The organism is Cupriavidus agavae, assembly GCF_004217045.1.
Classification (GTDB): domain Bacteria; phylum Pseudomonadota; class Gammaproteobacteria; order Burkholderiales; family Burkholderiaceae; genus Cupriavidus; species Cupriavidus agavae.
Map to the genome: position 1 here is coordinate 2242154 of NZ_SGXM01000001.1, position 19537 is coordinate 2261690.

The 19537-nt window shown below is 67.3% G+C and carries 19 protein-coding genes; 12 read left to right on the top strand and 7 right to left on the bottom strand.

Annotated elements, in window-relative coordinates; genetic code table 11:
• Positions 1 to 497: 497 nt before the first annotated feature.
• Entirely contained in the window at positions 498 to 1250 is a 753-nt protein-coding gene (locus tag EV147_RS10150; protein ID WP_130390947.1) for a sensor histidine kinase, read from the top strand.
• Here the strand turns inward: EV147_RS10150 and EV147_RS10155 are convergent.
• On the bottom strand, positions 1220 to 2965 hold the full coding sequence (locus tag EV147_RS10155) for an FAD-dependent oxidoreductase (protein WP_130390948.1): 1746 nt from the start codon (positions 2963 to 2965) through the stop codon (positions 1220 to 1222). The two genes, EV147_RS10150 and EV147_RS10155, sit on opposite strands and share 31 nt — an antisense overlap.
• 233 nt (positions 2966 to 3198) lie before the next feature.
• Here EV147_RS10155 and EV147_RS10160 point away from each other — a divergent pair, with 233 nt between their 5' ends.
• Together EV147_RS10160 and EV147_RS10165 are read left to right on the top strand one after the other, a co-directional pair.
• Positions 3199 to 4248 (top strand): LysR family transcriptional regulator, encoded by a 1050-nt coding sequence (locus EV147_RS10160; RefSeq protein ID WP_130390949.1) that lies wholly within the window; start codon positions 3199 to 3201, stop codon positions 4246 to 4248.
• Positions 4249 to 4501: 253 nt separating this feature from the next.
• On the top strand, positions 4502 to 4969 hold the full coding sequence (locus EV147_RS10165) for a Rid family hydrolase (protein ID WP_130390950.1): 468 nt from the start codon (positions 4502 to 4504) through the stop codon (positions 4967 to 4969).
• Positions 4970 to 5042: 73 nt separating this feature from the next.
• Here the strand turns inward: EV147_RS10165 and EV147_RS10170 are convergent, their stop codons facing one another.
• The 4 genes from EV147_RS10170 to xseA form a co-directional block, all read right to left on the bottom strand.
• Positions 5043 to 6251 carry an MFS transporter gene (locus EV147_RS10170; RefSeq protein ID WP_198680198.1) on the bottom strand — a complete coding sequence of 403 codons (1209 nt, stop codon included), beginning with the start codon at positions 6249 to 6251 and terminating at the stop codon, positions 5043 to 5045.
• 103 nt (positions 6252 to 6354) lie between these two features.
• The gene (locus tag EV147_RS10175; protein WP_130390951.1) at positions 6355 to 7296 is read right to left on the bottom strand and encodes a LysR family transcriptional regulator; all 942 of its coding nucleotides are present in this window, start codon (positions 7294 to 7296) and stop codon (positions 6355 to 6357) included.
• Positions 7297 to 7428: 132 nt separating this feature from the next.
• The gene (sodB, locus tag EV147_RS10180) at positions 7429 to 8007 is read right to left on the bottom strand and encodes a superoxide dismutase [Fe] (RefSeq protein WP_130390952.1); all 579 of its coding nucleotides are present in this window, start codon (positions 8005 to 8007) and stop codon (positions 7429 to 7431) included.
• Positions 8008 to 8133: 126 nt separating this feature from the next.
• Positions 8134 to 9519 (bottom strand): exodeoxyribonuclease VII large subunit, encoded by a 1386-nt coding sequence (xseA, locus tag EV147_RS10185; RefSeq protein ID WP_130390953.1) that lies wholly within the window; start codon positions 9517 to 9519, stop codon positions 8134 to 8136.
• Positions 9520 to 10489: 970 nt separating this feature from the next.
• Between xseA and EV147_RS10190 the strand changes: the two genes are divergently transcribed.
• The 7 genes from EV147_RS10190 to EV147_RS10220 all read left to right on the top strand — a co-directional run bounded on the left by EV147_RS10190 (position 10490) and on the right by EV147_RS10220 (position 15776).
• The gene (locus tag EV147_RS10190) at positions 10490 to 11110 is read left to right on the top strand and encodes a MotA/TolQ/ExbB proton channel family protein (protein ID WP_130390954.1); all 621 of its coding nucleotides are present in this window, start codon (positions 10490 to 10492) and stop codon (positions 11108 to 11110) included.
• 19 nt (positions 11111 to 11129) lie between these two features.
• A complete protein-coding gene (locus tag EV147_RS10195; protein WP_130390955.1) occupies positions 11130 to 11570 on the top strand; it encodes an ExbD/TolR family protein in 441 nt (146 codons plus the stop codon).
• A gap of 131 nt (positions 11571 to 11701) precedes the next feature.
• Entirely contained in the window at positions 11702 to 12817 is a 1116-nt protein-coding gene (lpxK, locus tag EV147_RS10200; RefSeq protein ID WP_130390956.1) for a tetraacyldisaccharide 4'-kinase, read from the top strand.
• Positions 12798 to 13004: a Trm112 family protein gene (locus EV147_RS10205; RefSeq protein ID WP_130390957.1), complete on the top strand. Its 207-nt coding sequence runs from the start codon at positions 12798 to 12800 to the stop codon at positions 13002 to 13004. Before lpxK ends, EV147_RS10205 begins: the two co-directional genes overlap by 20 nt.
• 20 nt (positions 13005 to 13024) lie before the next feature.
• Positions 13025 to 13834, top strand: coding sequence for a 3-deoxy-manno-octulosonate cytidylyltransferase (kdsB, locus tag EV147_RS10210; protein ID WP_130390958.1), 810 nt, complete (start codon positions 13025 to 13027; stop codon positions 13832 to 13834).
• Between the two features lie 378 nt (positions 13835 to 14212).
• Positions 14213 to 14878: an adenylate kinase gene (gene adk / locus EV147_RS10215; protein WP_130390959.1), complete on the top strand. Its 666-nt coding sequence runs from the start codon at positions 14213 to 14215 to the stop codon at positions 14876 to 14878.
• 139 nt (positions 14879 to 15017) lie between these two features.
• Positions 15018 to 15776 (top strand): 3-hydroxyacyl-CoA dehydrogenase, encoded by a 759-nt coding sequence (locus EV147_RS10220; protein WP_130390960.1) that lies wholly within the window; start codon positions 15018 to 15020, stop codon positions 15774 to 15776.
• A gap of 1 nt (position 15777) precedes the next feature.
• Here the strand turns inward: EV147_RS10220 and EV147_RS10225 are convergent, their stop codons facing one another.
• Positions 15778 to 16584: a helix-turn-helix transcriptional regulator gene (locus EV147_RS10225; protein WP_130390961.1), complete on the bottom strand. Its 807-nt coding sequence runs from the start codon at positions 16582 to 16584 to the stop codon at positions 15778 to 15780.
• Between the two features lie 122 nt (positions 16585 to 16706).
• Between EV147_RS10225 and EV147_RS10230 the strand changes: the two genes are divergently transcribed.
• Positions 16707 to 17474 carry a class I SAM-dependent methyltransferase gene (locus EV147_RS10230; RefSeq protein WP_130390962.1) on the top strand — a complete coding sequence of 256 codons (768 nt, stop codon included), beginning with the start codon at positions 16707 to 16709 and terminating at the stop codon, positions 17472 to 17474.
• On the opposite strand, the gene EV147_RS10235 is transcribed toward EV147_RS10230, so the two are convergent.
• Positions 17455 to 18366: a LysR family transcriptional regulator gene (locus tag EV147_RS10235; protein WP_130390963.1), complete on the bottom strand. Its 912-nt coding sequence runs from the start codon at positions 18364 to 18366 to the stop codon at positions 17455 to 17457. The genes EV147_RS10230 and EV147_RS10235 overlap by 20 nt on opposite strands.
• Before the next feature lie 94 nt (positions 18367 to 18460).
• Between EV147_RS10235 and EV147_RS10240 the strand changes: the two genes are divergently transcribed.
• Positions 18461 to 19483: a bile acid:sodium symporter family protein gene (locus EV147_RS10240; RefSeq protein WP_130390964.1), complete on the top strand. Its 1023-nt coding sequence runs from the start codon at positions 18461 to 18463 to the stop codon at positions 19481 to 19483.
• Positions 19484 to 19537: the final 54 nt, after the last annotated feature.

Consider the following 19537-nt stretch of genomic DNA (forward strand, 5'->3'; position numbering starts at 1 on the left):
GATGTTACGTCAAGCAGACATGCCCCGGCAATCGCTCCCCCTGACGGTGGGCGCCAGCGCCAGGACGGGACCGGCATGCCTTCTGCGGGCAGGTGGTGGGACACACGGACCACGTCTTCCTCCATCGTCGAATCGGGAGCGCCCAGGGGCACGATGAAGAGAAAGTCTAGTGAGCGCCGATACCGGTCACAAGACGGCTCGGAGGGAGGCGGCGTTTCCTCGAACTCACCAATCGGCCCCGAAACCTGCCAAACGTGGCGAAGTCTGCCTCTGATCTGGCAGTAAACAAGGGAACGCTGTCATTTACGGCAAATGCACGCGTTATTACCATCTTCTTGCCGTAATTTGGTCAGGGTGAGTACTTAGGCGGGCGCGGCGCGCGGCGCCTCGCAGCCAGTCGACAGTAAGGAATCGAGCATGAATCCAGCACGTCTCGCGATGGTGGGCAAGAGCGGGCACGGCCGGCTGTGCACGCCGGCAACCTAGGCCGTCAGCCGATGCAGCCCGAACACGTGAACCGCCTCGGCATCCTGGGGCGGTCCGTCGCCATGATCGTCCACGAGGCCATGCAGCCCGTGGCGTCGGTGGTCACGCGCGGGCAGGCAGCGCTGCGCTGGATGCGCCAGGACGAACCCGACACCGCCGCCGCCATCGCCTCGCTCGAACGCATGGTCAGCGACGCCCAGCGGGCAGCCACCGTGCTCTCCGAACTGCGTTCGCTGGCCTCGCCGCCCTCGGCCGCCCCCCGGCCCCGTGCACCGCTGGCGCTCGGGGCGCTGCTGCGCGACACCATCCGCTGGCTGGACGATGAACTGCGCCGGATGCAGCTCAGGCCCGACGTCGGACTCCCTTCCGAGGATGTATCGGTCACCGCCGATCCGACGGCGCTGCGGCAGGTGTTCCTGAACCTGCTGCTGAACGCGCTCGAAGCCATGGCCGATTGCCCGCCCGGGACGCGCCGCCTCGCCGTCACGCTGGCCGTGGCCGGAGAGTGGGCCGAGATCACCATTGCCGATGCCGGATGCGGCATCGCGCCGGACGTTGCCGATACGCTGTTCCGCGCCTTCTACACCACCAAGCGCGACGGCATGGGCATGGGGCTGGCGATCTGCCACCGCATCGTCACCAACCATGGCGGCAGCATCCACGCCGAGAACCAGCCGGGCGGCGGGGCCCGCTTCGTGGTGCGCCTGCCGTGCACACCGTTGCCGCCGGCGCCTCAGGCGGCTTCCTGCGCCGCGGCGAGGTAGCCGTGGATCTGCGACACCACAGCGGCCCCCTCGCCCACGGCCGTGGCCACGCGCTTGGTCGAGCCCGAGCGCACGTCGCCGATGGCGAACACGCCCGGCACGCAGGTTTCCAGCGTATGGGTGGGCAGGCCAGCCTGGGTTCCCGTCAGCACGAAGCCCTTGGCATCCACCCCCACGCGGCACCCGCCCAGCCAGCCAGTATTGGGCTCGGCGCCGGTGAACAGGAATACGTGCTCCACCGGCATGGTGCGGCGCTGGCCGGTATCGCAATGGCGCAGCACGGCCTCCGCCAGATGATCGTCGCCGCCCAGGTCGGCTACCTCGGTGCGCGCATGCACGGTGATGTTGGGCTGCGCGGCGATGCGGTCGATCAGGTAGCGCGACATGCTCTGCTCCAGGCTCGCCCCGCGAATCACCACATGCACATGGGCCGCCTGCGCGCCCAGGAACACCGCCGCCTGGCCGGCCGAGTTGCCGCCGCCCACCAGCACCACCTCCTGCCCGGCGCAGAGCTTGGCCTCCACGGGCGACGCCCAGTAATAGATGCCGCGTCCCTCGAAATCGACGCGATGCGGAATCGGCGGGCGCCGGTACGCGGCACCCGAGGCGATGATGACGGTACGCGCCTGGATCACATCGCCGGCGCGCGTCCGGAGCCGGTGCACGGTACCGCATTCGAGCCGCGCCACTTCCACCGGGCTGGCGATATGGGCGCCGAACTTCTGTGCCTGTGCGTAGGCGTTGGCGGTCAATGCCTGCCCCGAGATGCCGGCCGGAAAGCCAAGGTAGTTCTCGATCCGCGCGCTGGCGCCCGCCTGCCCGCCCGGCGACAGCGCATCGAGCACGATCACGCGCAGCCCCTCGGACGCCGCGTAGACCGCCGCCGCCAGCCCGGCCGGGCCCGCGCCGATGATCGCGACGTCATAGACCAGCGTGGCGTCGATCTCGGGCAGCAGGCCAAGGCAGGCGAGCACCTGCGTGGTGTCCGGCCGGCGCAGCACCGTGCCGTTGGGACAAATCAGCAGCGGCAGGTCGGCGGGCACGGCGCCAAACCTGCCGAGCAGGTTGGCGGCGCCCTCGTCGGCATCGATGTCGAGCACCGAGTACGGATAGTTGTGCCGGCGCAGCAGCGCCTGCAGATCGATCAACGCGGCATCGGCACCCCGGCCGATCAGCGTCGGGCCACGCCCGCGCTGGATCAGCCCGGCGCGGCGCTGGATCAGCGCCTGCATGATCAGCTCGCCGAGCGCGGCCTCGGCCACCATCAGCGAGCGCAGGCAGGCCGGGCGCACCACGATGGCGCGCACGTCCTCGATGGCAATGGCGTCGACGAGTTCGGGCATGCCGGACAACTGCCCGATCTCGGCCAGGAAGTTACCGGGGCCGTGTTCGATCACCAGTGCGCTGTCGCCCACGCCGTCGCGCTGCACGATGCGCACCCGCCCCGCCAGCACCAGGATCATGCCGTTGGCCGGATCGCCGGTACGCACCACGTGCGCGCCGGCCTGCCAGGTGCGCTCGCTGCCATAGGGCGCGATGCGGGCGATCTCGGCGGCCGACAGCGTGGGGTACATCTGCTGGCGGTTCAGCATGACCGGCGTGGCCGCGGGCGGCGCCGCGGCAGCCGAGACAGCCGAGACGGCGGAAAGCGACACGCGCGATGGCACGCCGGTGTCGGGCTGCTGGCTCGGGATGGGGGCGTTGGCGGGTTCCATGGCGGCACGCTCTGCAGTGAAGTTGTCCGTGCAAGCAGCCTAGCAGCGCGCGCCGCCAACCTCACTCATGCACTCGGTCACGCCTCTAGTACTTACGTATGCGTGCCTCGCCCCCACGTATTTCATGCCGCCGCGCCGGGCCTTTGCCAGCCTGGCCTGGCGGCCATCCTGCCCCGCATTGTCTTTCTTTGGAAACCCCAGTGATGCCAGACAAGAACCAGTCGGAGTCGACTATGGAGCCCTTGCCGGAGCCAGACGAGGAGATCGGCGCGGACGATTCCGTCGAACCGGCCGAGCGCGGCTTCCGCGTAAGCCTGCCGAACCGCGCCGACGCCCTCTCGACCAGCTTCGCCGCCAGCTACGCGGGGATCATGGCCTTCATGGCCGTGGCCAGCGAGGGCAGCTTCGCACGCGCCGGCGAGCGGCTCGGCATCGGCCGCTCGGCGGTCAGCCGCAACGTGCAGAAGCTGGAGACGCAACTCAGCACGCGGCTGTTCCTGCGCACGACGCGCACCACGCAGCTCACGCGCGAAGGCCAGCGCTTCTTCGATAACTGCAGCCAGGGCGTGACGCACATCGTCGACGCCATGAACGACCTGCTCGAACTGCGCGAAGGCCCGCCGCGCGGGCTCGTGCGCATCAGCTCCACGGTGGGCTTCGGCCGCAAGGTCGTGGCGCCGCTGCTCGACAAGTTCATGTCGGCCTATCCCGACGTCGCCGTGGACCTGCTGCTCGACGACCGGCCCACCGACTTCGCTGCCGAGCAGATCGACGTGGCGTTCCGCAACGGCCGCATCGAGGATTCGAGCATCATCGCGCGCCAGTTGATTCCGATGCAGATGGCGCTATGCGCGGCGCCGTCCTATGTGCAGGCGCATGGCCTGCCGCAGACGGTGGAGGAACTGGCCCGCCACCACTGCGTCAACTTCCGCTTTGCCAGCGGCCGCATCTTCGAATGGGAGTTCAAGGTGGACGGCCGCGTGCGCAAGTTCATGCCCACCGCGCGGCTGACGTTCAACGACGCCGACCTCGTGCTCGACGCCGTGCTGCGCGGCTGGGGCATCGCCCAGATCTCGGGCTACCAGATCTGCGACCACCTCGCCGCCGGCCGGCTGGTGGTGGCGCTGGCCGGCCACATGCCCGACGACCGCGGCCACTACATCTGCTACCTGAGCCGCCAGCACCTGCCCGCGCGTATCCGCGTGTTCATCGATTTCATGATCGAGAACATCCGCGCGCTGCAGCTCAATTGCCTGACCGCGTTCAACACGGAGGAAGCCTGACGGCGGACCTCCCGCGCGGCAGCGGAGACCAGACACCGGCATGCAACCACCGGATCCGACGAAGGTCTCGGGTGCCTACGATGAAAGGCGTAACGGGATCGGACGATGGTCGCGCTTGCCGTCTTCTTCCTTGAAAAAATGCTGCAAAAAGACGCGTTTTGGCGCGCTACCACCGCTTTCTGGATGTTAGGCTGAAGCCCTTTTGCAAACTGGGCGCCGGTCTTTGCGGCTGCCATTTCTCAAGGAGGTAAGCATGAGCACGCAACCGGGTTCGCCCGAGAAGAAAACCGCCTACTGGGGCGTTCCATGGGAAGACGCATATGGCTATGCGCAAGCCGTGCAGGTAGGCAACGAGATCTATGTGTCCGGTCAGCTCAGCCACGACAGCAGCGGCAATCTGATCGCGCCGGCCAGGCTTGACGAGAACGGCAAGCCGAGCGACTTCTCCACCATGGAAGCCCAGATGCGCGCAACCTACGAGAACCTCGCCACCCTGCTCGGCCGGTTCGGCGCAACGCTGGACAATGTGGTCGAAGAAACGGTCTACGTTCTCGATGTGGACGCCGCCTTCGCGGTGGCAGGCAAGGTTCGCAAGGCAGCGTACGGCACAGAACGCCCGCAATGCGCCAGCAACCTGATTGGCGTCTCCCGCCTGGCGATGCCGCCGCAGTTGATCGAGATTGCCTGCAAGGCGGTGTTGAGTCCCAAGGCAACTGCCTGAAACTGACGGCCGCAGTGCAAGAGAGCCCTCGCATGGAGGGCACTCTTTTCTGGACTACCCGGCGTGCGGTACCTCACGCAACCTGCTGGCCCCGAGACGAAGCCAGGAATGCGGCCAGCGAGACCAGCGCCAGTGTGCCTCCCGTGGCCACGATGCCAGCCCATCCGAAACGGGTGTACAACGTGCTGGCAATCGCCGATCCTGCCGCGCCACCAACAAAGATCGCCGTCATGTACAGCGCATTGAGGCGGCCCCGGCTGGCTGCATCCAGTGCATAGATCGCGCGCTGTCCAAGCACCATGTTCATCTGCACTGCAAAGTCGAGGAACACGCCGGTCAGCCCAAGCGCCAGGATCGCCAAGCTGCCGCCCAGCAGACCAGGCAGGAAGCTGAGCGCCGCAGTGACCATGGCAGCCAGGGAAGCGGTGCGGCTATGTCCGGCATCCGCCAGCCGTCCGGCAATGGGGGCCGCCACGGCGCCCAGCGCCCCGACCAGGGCAAACAGGCCAATCTGCGACTGAGAGAGCCCGTGGCGGCCTGCGAGCTCCATGGGCACCGCAGTCCAGAAGAGGCTGAACGCCGCAAAAAGCAGCCCCTGGAACAGTGCTCGTTGACGCAGGACCGAGAAGCGCGCGAACAGGTGCCAGAGAGACGCCAACAGGCTCGCATAGCTGGCGCGATGCTGGGGGACGCGACGAGGTAGGGTCACTGCGATGACGCCGACCGTGAGCAGCGTCATCGCTGCAGCAATCACGAACACGGCACGCCACCCGAGCCACTGGGCGGCCATGCTGGAGAGCGGCCGGGAAAGAAGAATCCCGGAAAGCAGGCCTCCCATGATGGTGCCGACAGTGCGACCCCTGAGTGCCTCAGGCGCCAGATGCGCGGCCAGCGGTATGAGGATCTGCACGCTCACCGAGCTCAACCCGAGCAGCAGCGACACCATGAGGAAAATGCTTGGCTGCGAAGACAATGCCGCAGCCGCCAGGCTTGCCGCCGCAGCGATGCCACTGATGATCAGCAAGCGGCGATTTTCGAGCAGATCCGCGAGGGGGACGAGAAAGAAGAGTCCGATGGCGTAGCCGATCTGCGTGAGGGACACGATGACGCTCGCCCGCTCGATCGACATGCCGATCTCCGGCGCGATCAGCTCGATAATCGGCTGTGCGTAATAGAGATTGGCGACCAGCACGCCCGCGCACAATGCGAAGAGACCGACCAGGCCGGCGGACATTGGTGCATGTTCGCCGCTGGCAAGCGTCGGGGAGGACTGGGTAGACATGGTTCCGTGCTCCAGTGGAAGGGATGCACGGAGGTTACCGATCCGAAGATGTTGCGAGAATCGCAACCGGGCGCAACACAACGTTGCGCCCCGGACATAGCGCTCAGCGCGCCGGACTCCGGTGGAGGCCCGTGGGGCCTGGCAGCGTCTTCAGGAACTCAAGGAAGGCGGCCACGCGCCTGGACCCTCGGTGATTGGGAAGATAGAGCGCCGTGACGGTAGAGCTGGACTGATTTGGCGTCACCTCCCATGCACTGAACAAGCGTTTCAGCCGACCATCGGCAATATCCGAGGCGACCAGCCAATCCGGAAGCAAGCCGATACCGAGCCCCGCAAGCGCCGCATCCCTCAGAATCTCGATGTTGTTGCTGCGCATCGGCCCTTGCACCGGCACGACCAGTTTGCTGGCGTCCTTCTCCGCCCCGCTTTCGCGGAACGCCCAGACCTGTTCGCGGGAGCCGAAGGTGAAACGCAGGCAACGATGGTCCACCAGGTCAGACGGGTCCGAAATAGCTGGCCGTTGCTCCAGGTACGAAGGGCTGGCCACCACCAGTCGGCGGAAAGCGCCGACTTCCCGCGCGATGAGTTCGTCGTAGGCCGAGGCACTGCCAAGGCGTACCGAGACATCGATTCTTGCTCCGACAAGGTCGACGATGTCGTCGCTCAAGTGCACGTCCAGTTCGAGTTGTGGATGTTGCGCCATCCATTGACCGAGATAGGGGGATATACAGCAGCGTCCGAACGCAACAGGCAGCGACACGCGCAGTTGACCCACCGGCGCATCTCCGCGGTCCGCGATTTCGGCGTCGGCCTCCTCCACGGCGTCAAGGATTCTGCGCGCGTGGTGATAGTAGCTGGCACCTGCCTCGGTGATGGTGACTTGCCGCGTCGATCGGTTCAGCAGCACGGCCCCAAGCGACCTTTCCAGCTGGTCGATGGTGCGAGTCACGGAAGACGTGGCGAGGTTCATGCGACGCGCCGCGGCCGAGAACCCTTTTGCGTCCACGGTTTCCACGAAGGTCTTGAGGGCAACTAGCTTGTCCATGACGCTGGGAGTGCGGGAGAAGACGTTGAAGCAGAACTGGGCGCCAAAAAGAAAGCCCTCACTCGGAGGGCTCTCTTTTCGCAACTTTGGCGCGGGGGACTATCGGACCTTCCGAAGTATCGCGCCGCCGCTTCAGGCGAAGTTCTGGGCGGCGAAGTCCCAGTTCACGACGTTCCAGAATGCCTCGACGTACTTCGGACGGGCATTGCGGTAGTCGATGTAGTAGGCGTGTTCCCAGACGTCGCAGGTCAGCAGGGCCTTGGCGTCGGTCGTCAGCGGGGTGGCGGCGTTCGAGGTGGACACCAGGTCCAGCGAGCCGTCGGCCTTCTTGACCAGCCAGGCCCAGCCCGAACCGAAGGTGCCGACGGCCACCTTCGTGAACTCTTCCTTGAACTTGTCGAACGAACCCCACTTGGCGTTGATCGCGTCGGCCAGGGCGCCGGTGGGCTGGCCACCGCCGTTCGGCTTCATCGATTCCCAGTAGAACGTGTGGTTCCACACCTGGGCCGCGTTGTTGAAGATGCCGCCCGACGACTTCTTGACGATCTCTTCCAGCGAGGCGTTCTCGAAGTCCGTGCCCTTGATCAGGTTGTTCAGGTTGGTGACGTAGGTCTGGTGGTGCTTGTCATGGTGGAACTCCAGCGTCTCCTTGGAGATGTGCGGAGCCAGGGCATCATGCGCGTACGGAAGCGGGGGGAGCTTGTGTTCCATTGTTCTGTCTCTGGGTTTTGGTGGGGAGAATTGCCGATTGTAGGTGACTTGCCAGACCCGCGCAAACGGCGCCGGAAAGCCCCCTGGGGTCATGTTAGTTTGCGCCGCGTCGAGTGAGAATCAGTCTCAAAACGTGCCCAGCTTGGGCTGGACGCCGGCGATCTCCAGGTCTGCACTGCCCTCGGCGAGATGGGCCTCGACGATGCTGCCGGCCCGCAGTTCGGCCGGCGAGCGCAGCGCGTGGCCGCGCGGGTCGAGCAGCACCGCGTAGCCGCGTTCCAGCGTGCGCTGCGGCGCCAGCAGTTCGAGCGCGCCGGCCACGCGCGCCAGCCGCTGCGCTTCACGCTCGTGGCGCCGTTCGGCCGCCGTGTCGAGCCGGGCGGCCAGCCGGCCCAGCGCCGCCTGCGCCGCGCCGGTATCGGGTTTCAGCGCGCGCCAGCGCATGGCCAGCACGTCATGGCGATGCCGCTGGGCCGACACCGTGTCGCGCAGCGCCGCTCGCAGGTGCCGGGCCAGGTTGTCCACCCGGGCGCGCCGCTCCTGCAGTTGCGCCTGGGGGCTGCGCAGCCGCCGCGACAGCCACTCCAGGTGCTGCGCGCGGCGTTCGAGCTGCCGGTCCATGCACTGGGCCAGCGCGTCGCGCGCGCGGCGGGCGGCCTGCAGCAGATGGGCGCGATCGGGGCTGACCAGTTCGGCCGCGCCGGTGGGCGTGGGCGCGCGCACGTCGGCGACAAAATCGGCAATCGTGAAGTCGGTCTCGTGGCCCACGCCCGACACCAGCGGCAGCCGGCTACGGGCAATCGCCTGCGCCACCACTTCCTCGTTGAATGACCACAGGTCCTCGATGCTGCCGCCGCCCCGGCACAGGATCAGCACGTCGCATTCGCCGCGCGCGTTGGCGTTGTCGATCATCGCGGCGATCTTCCCGGCGGAGCCCGCCCCCTGCACCGGCACCGGATAGACCACCACCGGCACGTGCGGCGCGCGCCGCTGCAGCGTGGTCAGCACGTCGCGCATGGCCGCCGCCTGCAGCGACGTGATCACGCCAATGGCGCGCGGATGCGCGGGAATCGCGCGCTTGCGTTCGGGATCGAACAGACCCGCCTCTGCCAGTTTCTCCTTGAGCCGGAGAAAAGCCTCGTAGAGGTTGCCCAGGCCGGCCCGGCGCATGGCTTCCACGCCGAGTTGCAGTTCGCCGCGCGCCTCGTACATCGACACCACCGCGCGCACCTCCACGGCCTCGCCCTCGCGCGGCGTGAAGTCCACATGCTGGTTGCGCCCCCGGAACATCACGCAGCGGATTTGCGCGCGCGCATCCTTGAGCGAGAAATACCAGTGTCCGCTGGCCGCCCGGGTGAAGTTCGAAATCTCCCCCCTGACCCATGCCAGCGGAAAGCTGCGTTCGAGCACGCCGGCAATCGCCTGGTTCAGTTCGCTGACCGCAATCACTTCACGGGTCCGCGCGGGCGGCTGAGACGGCGCAAAACGCGAAAGGTTCTCGTTCTGGGACATGGGCGACAACCGCGCAGGCGGCGTGGGATGGACATGTCCACAGCATAACGGGTATGTCAAGAGGGATGGATCATGGCGCGTGTTCGGCCGCCACAGCCCCGCCACTCCGTACAAGCCTTTGATTCTTATGCATTTTCAGACGGGACCAAAAAACAGGCAATGTAGGAGAAAACCTTTCGCGTCAACCACTTACCAAAAACGGAAGCGGCTTGTTCACAAAGTTATCCACAGAAGCTTTGGATAAATGATTTGTCAAGGGCCGCGCCTGTGGACAACGTATACGGCACCGCCGCAACCCCTCTCCGGCAACGGCCAAGGCGCCGCCGGCATAACCTGCCATGCTGCGGCCCGCCCGGGGCGGTTTTGCCCGGTTTTTAGGCAAAGCACTGCCCTCCCATACCAATCAAGGGTTTACGTCGCTTCTCCCGGGTTTATCCACAGGCGGTCCACAAGCCTGTCCGGCGCCGATGTGGACAGCGCGGCGTTGTCTGATTGACAGCCTTCAGGCTTTTGCGTCCGCCCTTGCCCTTTTTTTAGGCACGGCAAGCTTTCTCCTTTTCGATCAATGACTTGCCACGCTTCTCCGACAACTGTCCACAGCCGGTCCACAACACTGTCCCGGTTCGCTGTGGATAGCGGGGGCGGCGCATCGCCGGAAACGCCCGTTCCGGCGATTGCACAAAAAACAGGCAGGCGATGTGACTCCCTTTGCATTCAAGGAGTTAGCGGCCTTTTCCGAAGGCTGTCCACAACCGGTCCACAAGACTGTCCCGCGTTGGTGTGGAAAGCCGCAGACAGCGCGCGCCGGAGTGGCTTGCCGCTGCCATCGGCGCGGGGTAGAGTGGCGCCTGAAATTTTTTCGAGCATCGCCGCTTGCGCCGCCGGAACCGGACGCGCAACAAAGGCTGCCGCGTAGTCATCCGTCGAGTTTCCATTTCGGGTCTGTCGTCCGTCGATTTCGGGGGTCCACGTGTTTTCCATCATTCAAGCGGCCGGCTGGCCGATCTGGCCACTGCTGCTCGCGTCGGTCCTAGCGCTGGCGCTGATCGTCGAACGTTTTGTCTCGCTCAAGCGCAGCAAGGTGCTGCCCCCGCGCCTCTACGAAGAGGCGCTGTCCGCCGCGCAGCAGCGCAAGGCCACGCCCGACGTGGTCAACAACCTCGAAAAGAACTCGCCGCTGGGCCGCGTGCTGGCCGCCGGCCTGCGCCATGTCGTGCTGCAGCCGCAGACCTCGCGCGACGCGGCCAAGGACGTGGTCGAGGAAGCCGGCCGCATCGTGGCCCATGACCTGGAGCGCTACCTGAACGCGCTCGGCACGATCGCCTCGGTGGCGCCGCTGATGGGCCTGCTGGGCACCGTGATCGGCATGATCGAGATCTTCGGCAGCCAGGGCGGCACCGGCGCCAACCCCGAACAACTGGCCCACGGCATCTCCGTGGCGCTCTACAACACGGCCTTCGGCCTGATCGTGGCCATCCCGGCGCTGGTGTTCTGGCGCTATTTCCGCCGCCTGGTCGACGACTACGTGGCCGAACTGGAATTCCGCGCCACCGCGTTCCTCGACGCCATCCTGCCGCAGCGGCGGGCCTGACGCGCACCGGAAACCCGCCATGCGCTTCCGTTCCCGCCAGCGGCGCGAGGAGCCGGAGATCAACCTGATCCCGCTCATCGACGTACTGCTCGTGATCCTGATCTTCCTGATGATCTCGACCACGTACTCGCGCTTTACCGAACTGCAGATCCAGCTGCCCACCGCCGACGCCGAGCGCGCGCAGCAGCGCCCCGCCGAGATCGTGGTGTCGATCTCGGCACGCGGGGTCTACTCCGTCAACAAGCAGGTGCTCGAACAGAAGGACGTGACGAGCCTGGCCGACCAGCTGCGCCACGCCGCCGGCCCGGCCGCGGATGGTCCGCCTCCGGTGGTCATCGTCAACGCCGACGCACAGGCCACCCACCAGGCCGTGATCAACGTGATGGAAGCGGCCCGCGTGGCCGGTCTGTCGCGGCTGACGTTCGCCACCCAGGCCAGCCAGTCCGCCGGGCAGCGCTGACGCCGCCCCGGGCCCGCGCGGCGCGCCGATGGACGGCACGCTTGCCGCATGCGCTGCGCAGTGCCCATAATGTCTGCATTCGACCGGTGCCACCCCTGCGGTGGCATCGTCCTTTTCCATCGGTCCCGTTCATGCCCATTCCCCGACATACCCTTGCCGAGTTCGTGACTGCCCAGTGGCAGCACCGCGGCTGGTTCGCCTGGCTGATGTGGCCGTTCTCGCTGCTGTTCGGGGTCATCGCACGCGTGCGCCGCCTGGGCTACCGGCGCGGCTGGTTCCGGTCCACGCGGCTGCCGATGCCGGTGATCGTGGTCGGCAACGTCACCGTGGGCGGCACCGGCAAGACGCCGGCCGTGATTGCGCTGGCCCAGGCGCTGGCCGAGGCCGGCATGCGGCCCGGCGTGGTGTCGCGTGGCTACGGGGTGACGCTGAAGCATCCGCGCCGCGTCAAGGCCGACTCGAAGGCGGCGGACGTCGGCGACGAGCCGCTGCTGATCGCCCGCGCCACCGACGTGCCGGTCTGGGTCTTCCCGGACCGCGCGCTGTGCGCGCAGACCATGCTGGTGTCGCACCCCGGCGTCAACGTGCTGCTGCTCGACGATGGCCTGCAGCACTACCGCCTGCAGCGCGATTTCGAGATCGTGATGTTCGACGCCCGCATGGGCGGCAACGGCATGCTGCTGCCGGCGGGCCCGCTGCGCGAGCCGCTGGACCGCCCGCGCGACGCCACGCTGATCAACGACCCCAATTTCAAGGCCACGCCCGACAAACCCGATGTCTACGGCATGCGCCTGGAACTCGACGACGCCTGGCAGCTCAACGACCCCACGATGGCGCGCCCGGTCTCGCACTTCGCCGGCAAGCGCGTGCTGGCGGCGGCCGGCATCGGCAACCCGGAGCGCTTCTTCGCCAGCCTGCGCCGCGCCGGTGTCTCGCCCGCCGCCACGCTGCCACTGCCCGACCACTACGACTTCGCCGACGACCCGTTCGCCGGCAACGACGCCGCGCTCGCCGCCGACGTGATCCTGATCACCGAGAAGGATGCCGTAAAATGCGAGCGCTTTGACGACCCGAGGATCTGGGTCGTGCCCACCACGCCCGTGATCGACGCGGGCCTGATCGACAAAATCCGCCGCGCCGTGCTGGCGCGCAACCCGTCCGTCGCCACGCCCGTCACCACCGGGCAAGCCACTGGTGCGACGAACGGCCTAGACAAGGAACACCAGGATGGACAACCGGCTGCTTGAAATCCTCGTCTGCCCGCTGTGCAAGGGCAAGCTGGAACATGACCGCGCCGCCCAGGAACTGATCTGCCATGTCGACAAGCTGGCCTATCCGATCCGCGACGGGATCCCCGTCATGCTGGCCGACGAGGCCCGCCAGTCCGTGCCGGGCCGCGTGATCCCGGTGGAGCCGTCCGGCGCCGGCAACTGAACGGCACGGGCATCCGCACCATGAGCGTTCCCGCCTTTACCGTCGTGATTCCGGCCCGGCTGGCCTCGACCCGCCTGCCGAACAAGCCGCTGGCCGATATCGGCGGACACCCGATGATCGTGCGCGTGGCCGAGCGCGCGCGCGCCTCGTCCGCGCAGCGCACCGTGGTGGCGACTGACGCCCCCGAGGTGGCCGCCGCCTGCGCCGCCCATGGCGTGGAGGCCGTGCTGACGCGCGCCGACCACCCGTCAGGCACCGATCGGCTCGCGGAAGTCGCCGCCCGACTGGGCCTGCCCGACGACGCCATCGTCGTGAACGTGCAGGGCGACGAGCCGCTGATCGAGCCGACACTGATCGACGAGGTGGCGCTGCACCTGGCCAGCCATCCCGACTGCGCCATGGCCACGGCCGCCCACCCGCTGGCCGAGGCGGCCGATGTCTTCAATCCCAATGTGGTCAAGGTGGTCTGCGATCAGGCCGGCCGCGCGCTGTACTTCTCCCGGGCGCCGATTCCATGGGCCCGCGACGCCTGGGCCGGCGTGCCCGCCGCGCCCGCCGCCTCGGCGCAGGTGGCGTTGCCGGCCATGCCGGTGTTGCGCCACGTGGGCATCTACGCGTATCGCGCGGGCTTCCTGCGGCGCTTTCCGACGCTGGCGATCTCTCCGGTCGAACTGGTGGAGGCGCTGGAGCAGTTACGCGCCATGTGGCATGGCGAGCGCATCGGGGTGATGGTGACGGCCGCCGCGCCAGCGCCGGGCGTCGACACGCCGGCCGACCTCGAACGCGTGCGTGCGCTGTGGGCCGAGGGCATGGCCCAGGACGGCCCCTGAACGGGCTGGCCAGACGCCTCCCGGGGCGCCATTGACCGCGGCCAACCGCTGAAGTTCATACTGCTGCAACCTGCATGCAGGCCGAAAAGGCGGTGGCCCATGGCATAATGCCTGCCGATACAGAGCCTCTGGCCGCCCGCGCGGCCAAAAAGGCTCGGTGGGGAGATAGATCGAGCCCGCCCGGATGCGCACCGCTGACCATCGTCCACAAGACCGGCCAGTCGCTGCAGCGCTTCGGGCCCCGCGCCTGAGCGGACGTCGGCAACTGCCCCGGCCTTCACGCCGGGCGGCGCCGCGCGTAAGTCCTGCGTCAAGTTGCGGCGTTACCCTCCATTTATCCCCCGCCAGACCGAATTCAAATACCTTGAGGACCCGTAAATGCGTTTGATCCTGTTGGGCGCGCCTGGCGCCGGCAAAGGCACGCAAGCCAAGTTCATCTGCGAGAAGTTCGGCATTCCGCAAATCTCCACCGGCGACATGCTGCGTGCCGCGGTGAAGGCCGGCACGCCGCTGGGCATCGAAGCCAAGAAGGTGATGGACGCGGGCGGACTGGTGTCGGATGACATCATTATCGGCCTGGTGAAGGACCGCCTTAAGCAGCCCGACTGCCAGAAGGGCTATCTGTTCGACGGCTTCCCGCGCACGATTCCCCAGGCCGAGGCCATGAAGGAAGCCGGCGTCGCCATCGACTACGTGCTCGAAATCGACGTGCCGTTCGACGCGATCATCGAGCGCATGAGCGGCCGCCGCGTGCACGTGGCCTCGGGCCGCACCTACCATGTGCGCTACAACCCGCCGAAGGCCGAAGGCGTGGACGACGAGACCGGCGAGGCGCTGATCCAGCGCGACGACGACAAGGAAGAGACGGTGCGCAAGCGCCTGGACGTCTACTCGCAGCAGACCCGACCGCTGGTCGACTACTACTCCGACTGGGCCACCAAGGGCGACGCCTCGGCCAAGGTTGCGCCGCCGCAGTATCGCAAGATCTCGGGCGTGGGCGACGTGGACAAGATCACGGCAAGCGTGTTCGAGGCGCTGCAGTAAATCTGGCGTTTCTGCGATGGTTCGGAAAAGGCTCGGCTTCGGCTGGGCCTTTTTTGTTTTGGGAGGTGTTCTCCCGAGAGCGAATTTACGTTAACGTAAACGGAAGCTAAAACCATACACACCAACAGGAGACAACCGCATGGAGATCCAGGGCAACGTTTTCATCGTCACGGGCGGCGCATCGGGGCTGGGCGCGGGCACGGCGCGGATGCTGGCGGAGGCGGGCGGCAAGGTGGTCATCGCCGACCTCAACGAGGCAGCCGGCACCGCGCTGGCGCAGGAGCTGGGTGGCCAGTTCGTCAAATGCGACGTCAGCGCCGAGGCCGATGGCCAGGCAGCCGTGGCGGCCGCGCAGAAGCTCGGCCGGCTGGCGGGGCTCGTGAACTGTGCCGGGATCGCCGTGGCGTCGAAGACGGTTGGCAAGAACGGCCCGCATCCGCTCGACGCCTTCGAAAAGACGATTCGCGTCAACCTGGTCGGCACCTTCAACATGACCCGGCTGGCCGCCGCCGCGATGGTGCAGAACACGCCGGACGCCGAGGGCGAGCGCGGGGTCATCATCAACACGGCCTCGGTGGCGGCGTTCGACGGCCAGATCGGGCAGGCCGCCTATGCGGCATCGAAGGGCGGCGTGGTGGGCATGACGCTGGCCATCGCCCGCGACCTGGCGCGCGACGGCGTGCGCTGCATGACGATCGCCCCGGGCCTGTTCGAAACCCCGATGCTGCTCGGCATGCCGCAGGAAGTGCAGGACGCGCTCGGCAAGATGGTGCCGTTCCCCTCGCGCCTGGGCCGCCCGGCCGAGTTTGCCCGGCTGGCGCAGGCGATCATCGGCAACACGATGATGAATGGCGAGGTGATCCGCCTCGACGGCGCCATCCGGATGCAACCGAAGTAATTCAATCCGCCGGCATCAGCAGCGCCAGCATCATGCCCGGCGCGGCCGGCGGCACCAGCGTCAGTTGCTCGAAGGCGATCAGGCCGCGTGCCGGATGGTGAAAGCCGCGCCGGCCGCCCTGCCGCTCCTCCACGTCCTGCGAACGCCACGCGTTGGCAAACGCCGGGCTGTCGGCCATCAGTTGCTCGATCAGGGCGCGCGTCGGCGGGTCTTCGGCGTGCCGCAGGCTGTGCACGCGGAATTCGGCCACGAGCCGCGCCGCGCGGTGCGGCCAGTCGGCCACCAGTGCCTGCAGCCCCGGTGACAGGAACATCGCGCGCAGCAGGTTCTTCTCGCTGGCGCCCTCGTCCAGCCATCCCACGAACAACCCGGCGGCCGCCTGGTTCCAGGCCAGCGCGGTCCATTGGCGGTCCAGCAGGTAGGCCGGTACGCCAATCGCGTGCACGCTGGCCAGCAGGGCCGGTGGCACGCCCGGATCGGTTTCGGCGCGCGGCTCGGGCTTGCCGGCCAGCGCGAACAGGTAGGCGCGCTCCGCCCGCGACAACCGCAGCGCCTGCGCAAGGCTGTTGAGCGCCCGCGCCGACATCGTCACCGGCCGGCCCTGCTCCAGCCACGTCACCCATGTCGCACTGAGCCCCGCCAGTTGCGCCACTTCCTCGCGGCGCAGCCCGGGCGTGCGGCGCCGGCGCCCTGCCGGCAGGCCGATCTCGGCCGGCGTCAGGCGCTCGCGGTGGCTGCGCAGGAAGGCGCCGAGTTCGCTGTCGCGCGAAGCCGGCGGAGCGGGAAGCTGGAGCGGATCGTCAGACATCGTGGTGATTCTTATACCAGGATAAAACTGTGGCTTGTACCGGGAAAAAGCGAGGTCTACATTACGTGAACCCCGGGCCCAGGGCAATCGCAACCCCTCTCCACAAGAACGAGGCACCCCTCATGCAACAGCAAGAACTCGTCGCCGCCCAGTTCGGCGCCACCGCCAGCGCCTATCTGACCAGCGCCGTACACGCCCAGGGCGCGGATCTCGAACAACTGCGGCAGGCGCTGGCCCACCTGAAGCCCGTCAGCCACAGCCGCGTGCTCGATCTCGGCTGCGGCGCCGGACACGCAAGCTTTGCCGCCGCCACCATGGCAAACGAAGTGGTCGCTTACGACCTGTCTGCCGAAATGCTCGGCGTGGTCGCTGCGGCGGCCTCCGATCGGGGTCTGACCAATATCCGTACCCGGCAGGGCGCGGCCGAGGCGTTGCCGTTCGACGACGCCAGCTTCTGCGCCGTGGTGTCGCGCATGAGCGCCCATCACTGGCGCGACGTGCCGGCCGCGCTGCGCGAGATCCGCCGTGTGCTGAAGCCGGGCGGCAAGGTGGTACTGATCGATATCGTGGGCGCCGAGGACCCACTCTGCGATACCTGGCTGCAATCGGTCGAACTGCTGCGCGATCCGTCGCACATCCGCGACTACACGCCGTCAGGCTGGGCGCAACTGTTCCGGGAGGCCGGCTTTGGCGCCGAGGTGTCGCCGGTCTGGCGCATCCGGATCGAGTTCGCCAGCTGGGTGGCGCGGATGCGTACGCCCGAGGTGGCGCAGGCCGCCATCCAGCACCTGTGGAGCAAGGCCCCGGCCGAAGTACGCGAGCGCTATCTTGTGCAGCCCGATGGCAGTTTCGCGCTGGAAGCGGCGCTGATCACGGCACTGCCGCGGTAGCGTCCGCCGGGATCGGCATGGTCCGGACCATCTGCCAGACCGCCGCGGCGGCTGGCGAGAGCGAGCGATCCTCGCGCCGGACCATGACGATGCTGCGATCCTCGCGCGGCGTCAGCGGCAGCGACACCAGCGGCGACGCGGCGGGCAGCGGCAGCGAGAACGATGGCAGCACCGAGGCGCCGATCCCCGCCTCGACCATCCCGAACACACTGGCCGAATGGCCCAGTTCCTGCACCACGTGCGGCGCCACGCCGTGGCGGGCCAGGATGCGGTCGATCAGCGGACGGCTGCCCGAGGCAAAATCCAGCAGCACCAGCCGCTCGCCATGCAGCGCGCTCCACGGCACCGAGCCGGCCTGCGCCAGCGGGTGGTCGCGCCGGCAGACAAAGCAGAACGGGTCGGTCGCCAGCGGCGCAATGGTGAGGCCGTCGCGCGCCAGCGGATCGATCAGCACGCCAAAATCCACGGCCCCGGCGCGGATCTGTTCCAGCCCGTCGGCCTGCACGTTGTCGCGCACGAACAGCCGGATCTCCGGATACTGCGCCGCGCAGGCCGCGACATACATCGGCATCAGCCGCGCCGAGATGGTCGGGGCGCTGGCTATCACCACCCTCCCCCGATAGCGTTCGCCTGACTGCCGGGTCTCTTCGAGCGTGTCATCGAGCTGGCCCAGAAGTCGCTCCAGTGCCGGAACCAGCGCGGTACCGGCGTCGGTCAGCATCACCTCGCGCGTGGTGCGGTCGAGCAGACGTATCCCCAGCGCCTCTTCCAGTTCCGCCACGCCACGGCTGACGGCGGGCTGGGTGAGGCCCACGGCATCTGCCGCCCGGCTGAAGCTGCCGTGAGCCGCCACCGCCAGGAAAACCCGCAACTGCCGCAGTGTGTAATTCATGCAACTACGAAATGAATGAATGAAATAAATGAATTTGCATTCTAGACAAGACAAGCGAACAATACCAAGCGGAAACCCTTACGCACTATCCCGAATGTCTGTGATTCTTGCCCCCTTCAAAAAGCTTTACGACCTGATCGACGGGTTCGTCCTCGTCATGCTTGGCGCCATCGGCGTGGCCCTGCTGGCGCCCGAAATCGGCGCCGGCGACGGCCCGCTGCGACTTGGCATCGTGACCAACCTCGGTGTCGCGCTGGTGTTCTTCCTGCACGGCGCCGCCCTCTCGCGCGAAAAGCTCGTGGCCGGGGCCCGCCACTGGCGCCTGCACGTGTTCGTGCAATCGTTCACCTATATCGTGTTCCCGATCGTGGGCGCGGCGCTGATGTTCTCGCTGCACGACCAGTTGCCGCCGGAACTGCTGCTGGGGGTGTTCTACCTGTGCGCGCTGCCGTCCACGGTCTCGTCGTCGGTGGCCATGACGTCGATGGCGCGCGGCAACGTGCCGGGCGCCATCTTCAACGCCACGGTCTCCGGGCTGCTCGGCATGGCGCTGACGCCGCTGCTGATGGGGCTGGTGATCAGTGCCAGCGGCGCGTCGATGCCGCTCGGGCGCGCGCTGATGGGCGTGGCGCTGCAACTGCTGCTGCCGTTTGCGCTCGGGCAGGCCGCGCGCCCGCTGATCGGCAAGTGGCTGGCCACCAAGAAGCAGATCACCACCAAGATCGACCGGGGCGTGATCGTGCTGATCGTGTATTCGTCGTTTTGCGATGCCACGGCGGCCGGACTGTGGCACCAGTACTCGTGGCAGACGATTGGCGCCGTGATGGGCATTGCCGCGATCATGCTGTTCGTGATCCTGGCCACCACCACCTTCACCGCGCGCCGCCTGGGCTTCCCGGTCGAGGACGAGATCACCGCCGTGTTCTGCGGCTCGAAGAAGAGCCTGGCGAACGGCATCCCGATGGCCAAGATCCTGTTTGCCGGCCATCCGGCGCTGGGGCTGCTGGTGCTGCCGCTGATGGTCTACCACCAGTTGCAGCTGATCGTCTGCTCGGTGCTGGCCTCGCGCTACGCCCGGCGGGACGATGTGGAGAACGGCAACGCGGTGCGTGCCTGAGCGGTCTCGGGACTTCATGAAAAACGGCGCCGAGGCGCCGTTTTTTTTGTCCCT

Coding starts and splice junctions, on each gene's coding strand:
- EV147_RS10220 (WP_130390960.1), top strand. CDS start 15,018: ATGGAGATCCAGGGCAACGTTTTCATCGTCACGGGCGGCGCATCGGGG.
- kdsB (WP_130390958.1), top strand. CDS start 13,025: ATGAGCGTTCCCGCCTTTACCGTCGTGATTCCGGCCCGGCTGGCCTCG.
- EV147_RS10175 (WP_130390951.1), bottom strand. CDS start 7,296: ATGGACAAGCTAGTTGCCCTCAAGACCTTCGTGGAAACCGTGGACGCA.
- adk (WP_130390959.1), top strand. CDS start 14,213: ATGCGTTTGATCCTGTTGGGCGCGCCTGGCGCCGGCAAAGGCACGCAA.
- EV147_RS10165 (WP_130390950.1), top strand. CDS start 4,502: ATGAGCACGCAACCGGGTTCGCCCGAGAAGAAAACCGCCTACTGGGGC.
- EV147_RS10150 (WP_130390947.1), top strand. CDS start 498: ATGCAGCCCGAACACGTGAACCGCCTCGGCATCCTGGGGCGGTCCGTC.
- EV147_RS10235 (WP_130390963.1), bottom strand. CDS start 18,366: ATGAATTACACACTGCGGCAGTTGCGGGTTTTCCTGGCGGTGGCGGCT.
- EV147_RS10240 (WP_130390964.1), top strand. CDS start 18,461: ATGTCTGTGATTCTTGCCCCCTTCAAAAAGCTTTACGACCTGATCGAC.
- sodB (WP_130390952.1), bottom strand. CDS start 8,007: ATGGAACACAAGCTCCCCCCGCTTCCGTACGCGCATGATGCCCTGGCT.
- EV147_RS10230 (WP_130390962.1), top strand. CDS start 16,707: ATGCAACAGCAAGAACTCGTCGCCGCCCAGTTCGGCGCCACCGCCAGC.
- EV147_RS10195 (WP_130390955.1), top strand. CDS start 11,130: ATGCGCTTCCGTTCCCGCCAGCGGCGCGAGGAGCCGGAGATCAACCTG.
- xseA (WP_130390953.1), bottom strand. CDS start 9,519: ATGTCCCAGAACGAGAACCTTTCGCGTTTTGCGCCGTCTCAGCCGCCC.
- EV147_RS10155 (WP_130390948.1), bottom strand. CDS start 2,965: ATGGAACCCGCCAACGCCCCCATCCCGAGCCAGCAGCCCGACACCGGC.
- EV147_RS10160 (WP_130390949.1), top strand. CDS start 3,199: ATGGAGCCCTTGCCGGAGCCAGACGAGGAGATCGGCGCGGACGATTCC.
- EV147_RS10205 (WP_130390957.1), top strand. CDS start 12,798: ATGGACAACCGGCTGCTTGAAATCCTCGTCTGCCCGCTGTGCAAGGGC.
- EV147_RS10170 (WP_198680198.1), bottom strand. CDS start 6,251: ATGTCTACCCAGTCCTCCCCGACGCTTGCCAGCGGCGAACATGCACCA.
- EV147_RS10225 (WP_130390961.1), bottom strand. CDS start 16,584: ATGTCTGACGATCCGCTCCAGCTTCCCGCTCCGCCGGCTTCGCGCGAC.
- lpxK (WP_130390956.1), top strand. CDS start 11,702: ATGCCCATTCCCCGACATACCCTTGCCGAGTTCGTGACTGCCCAGTGG.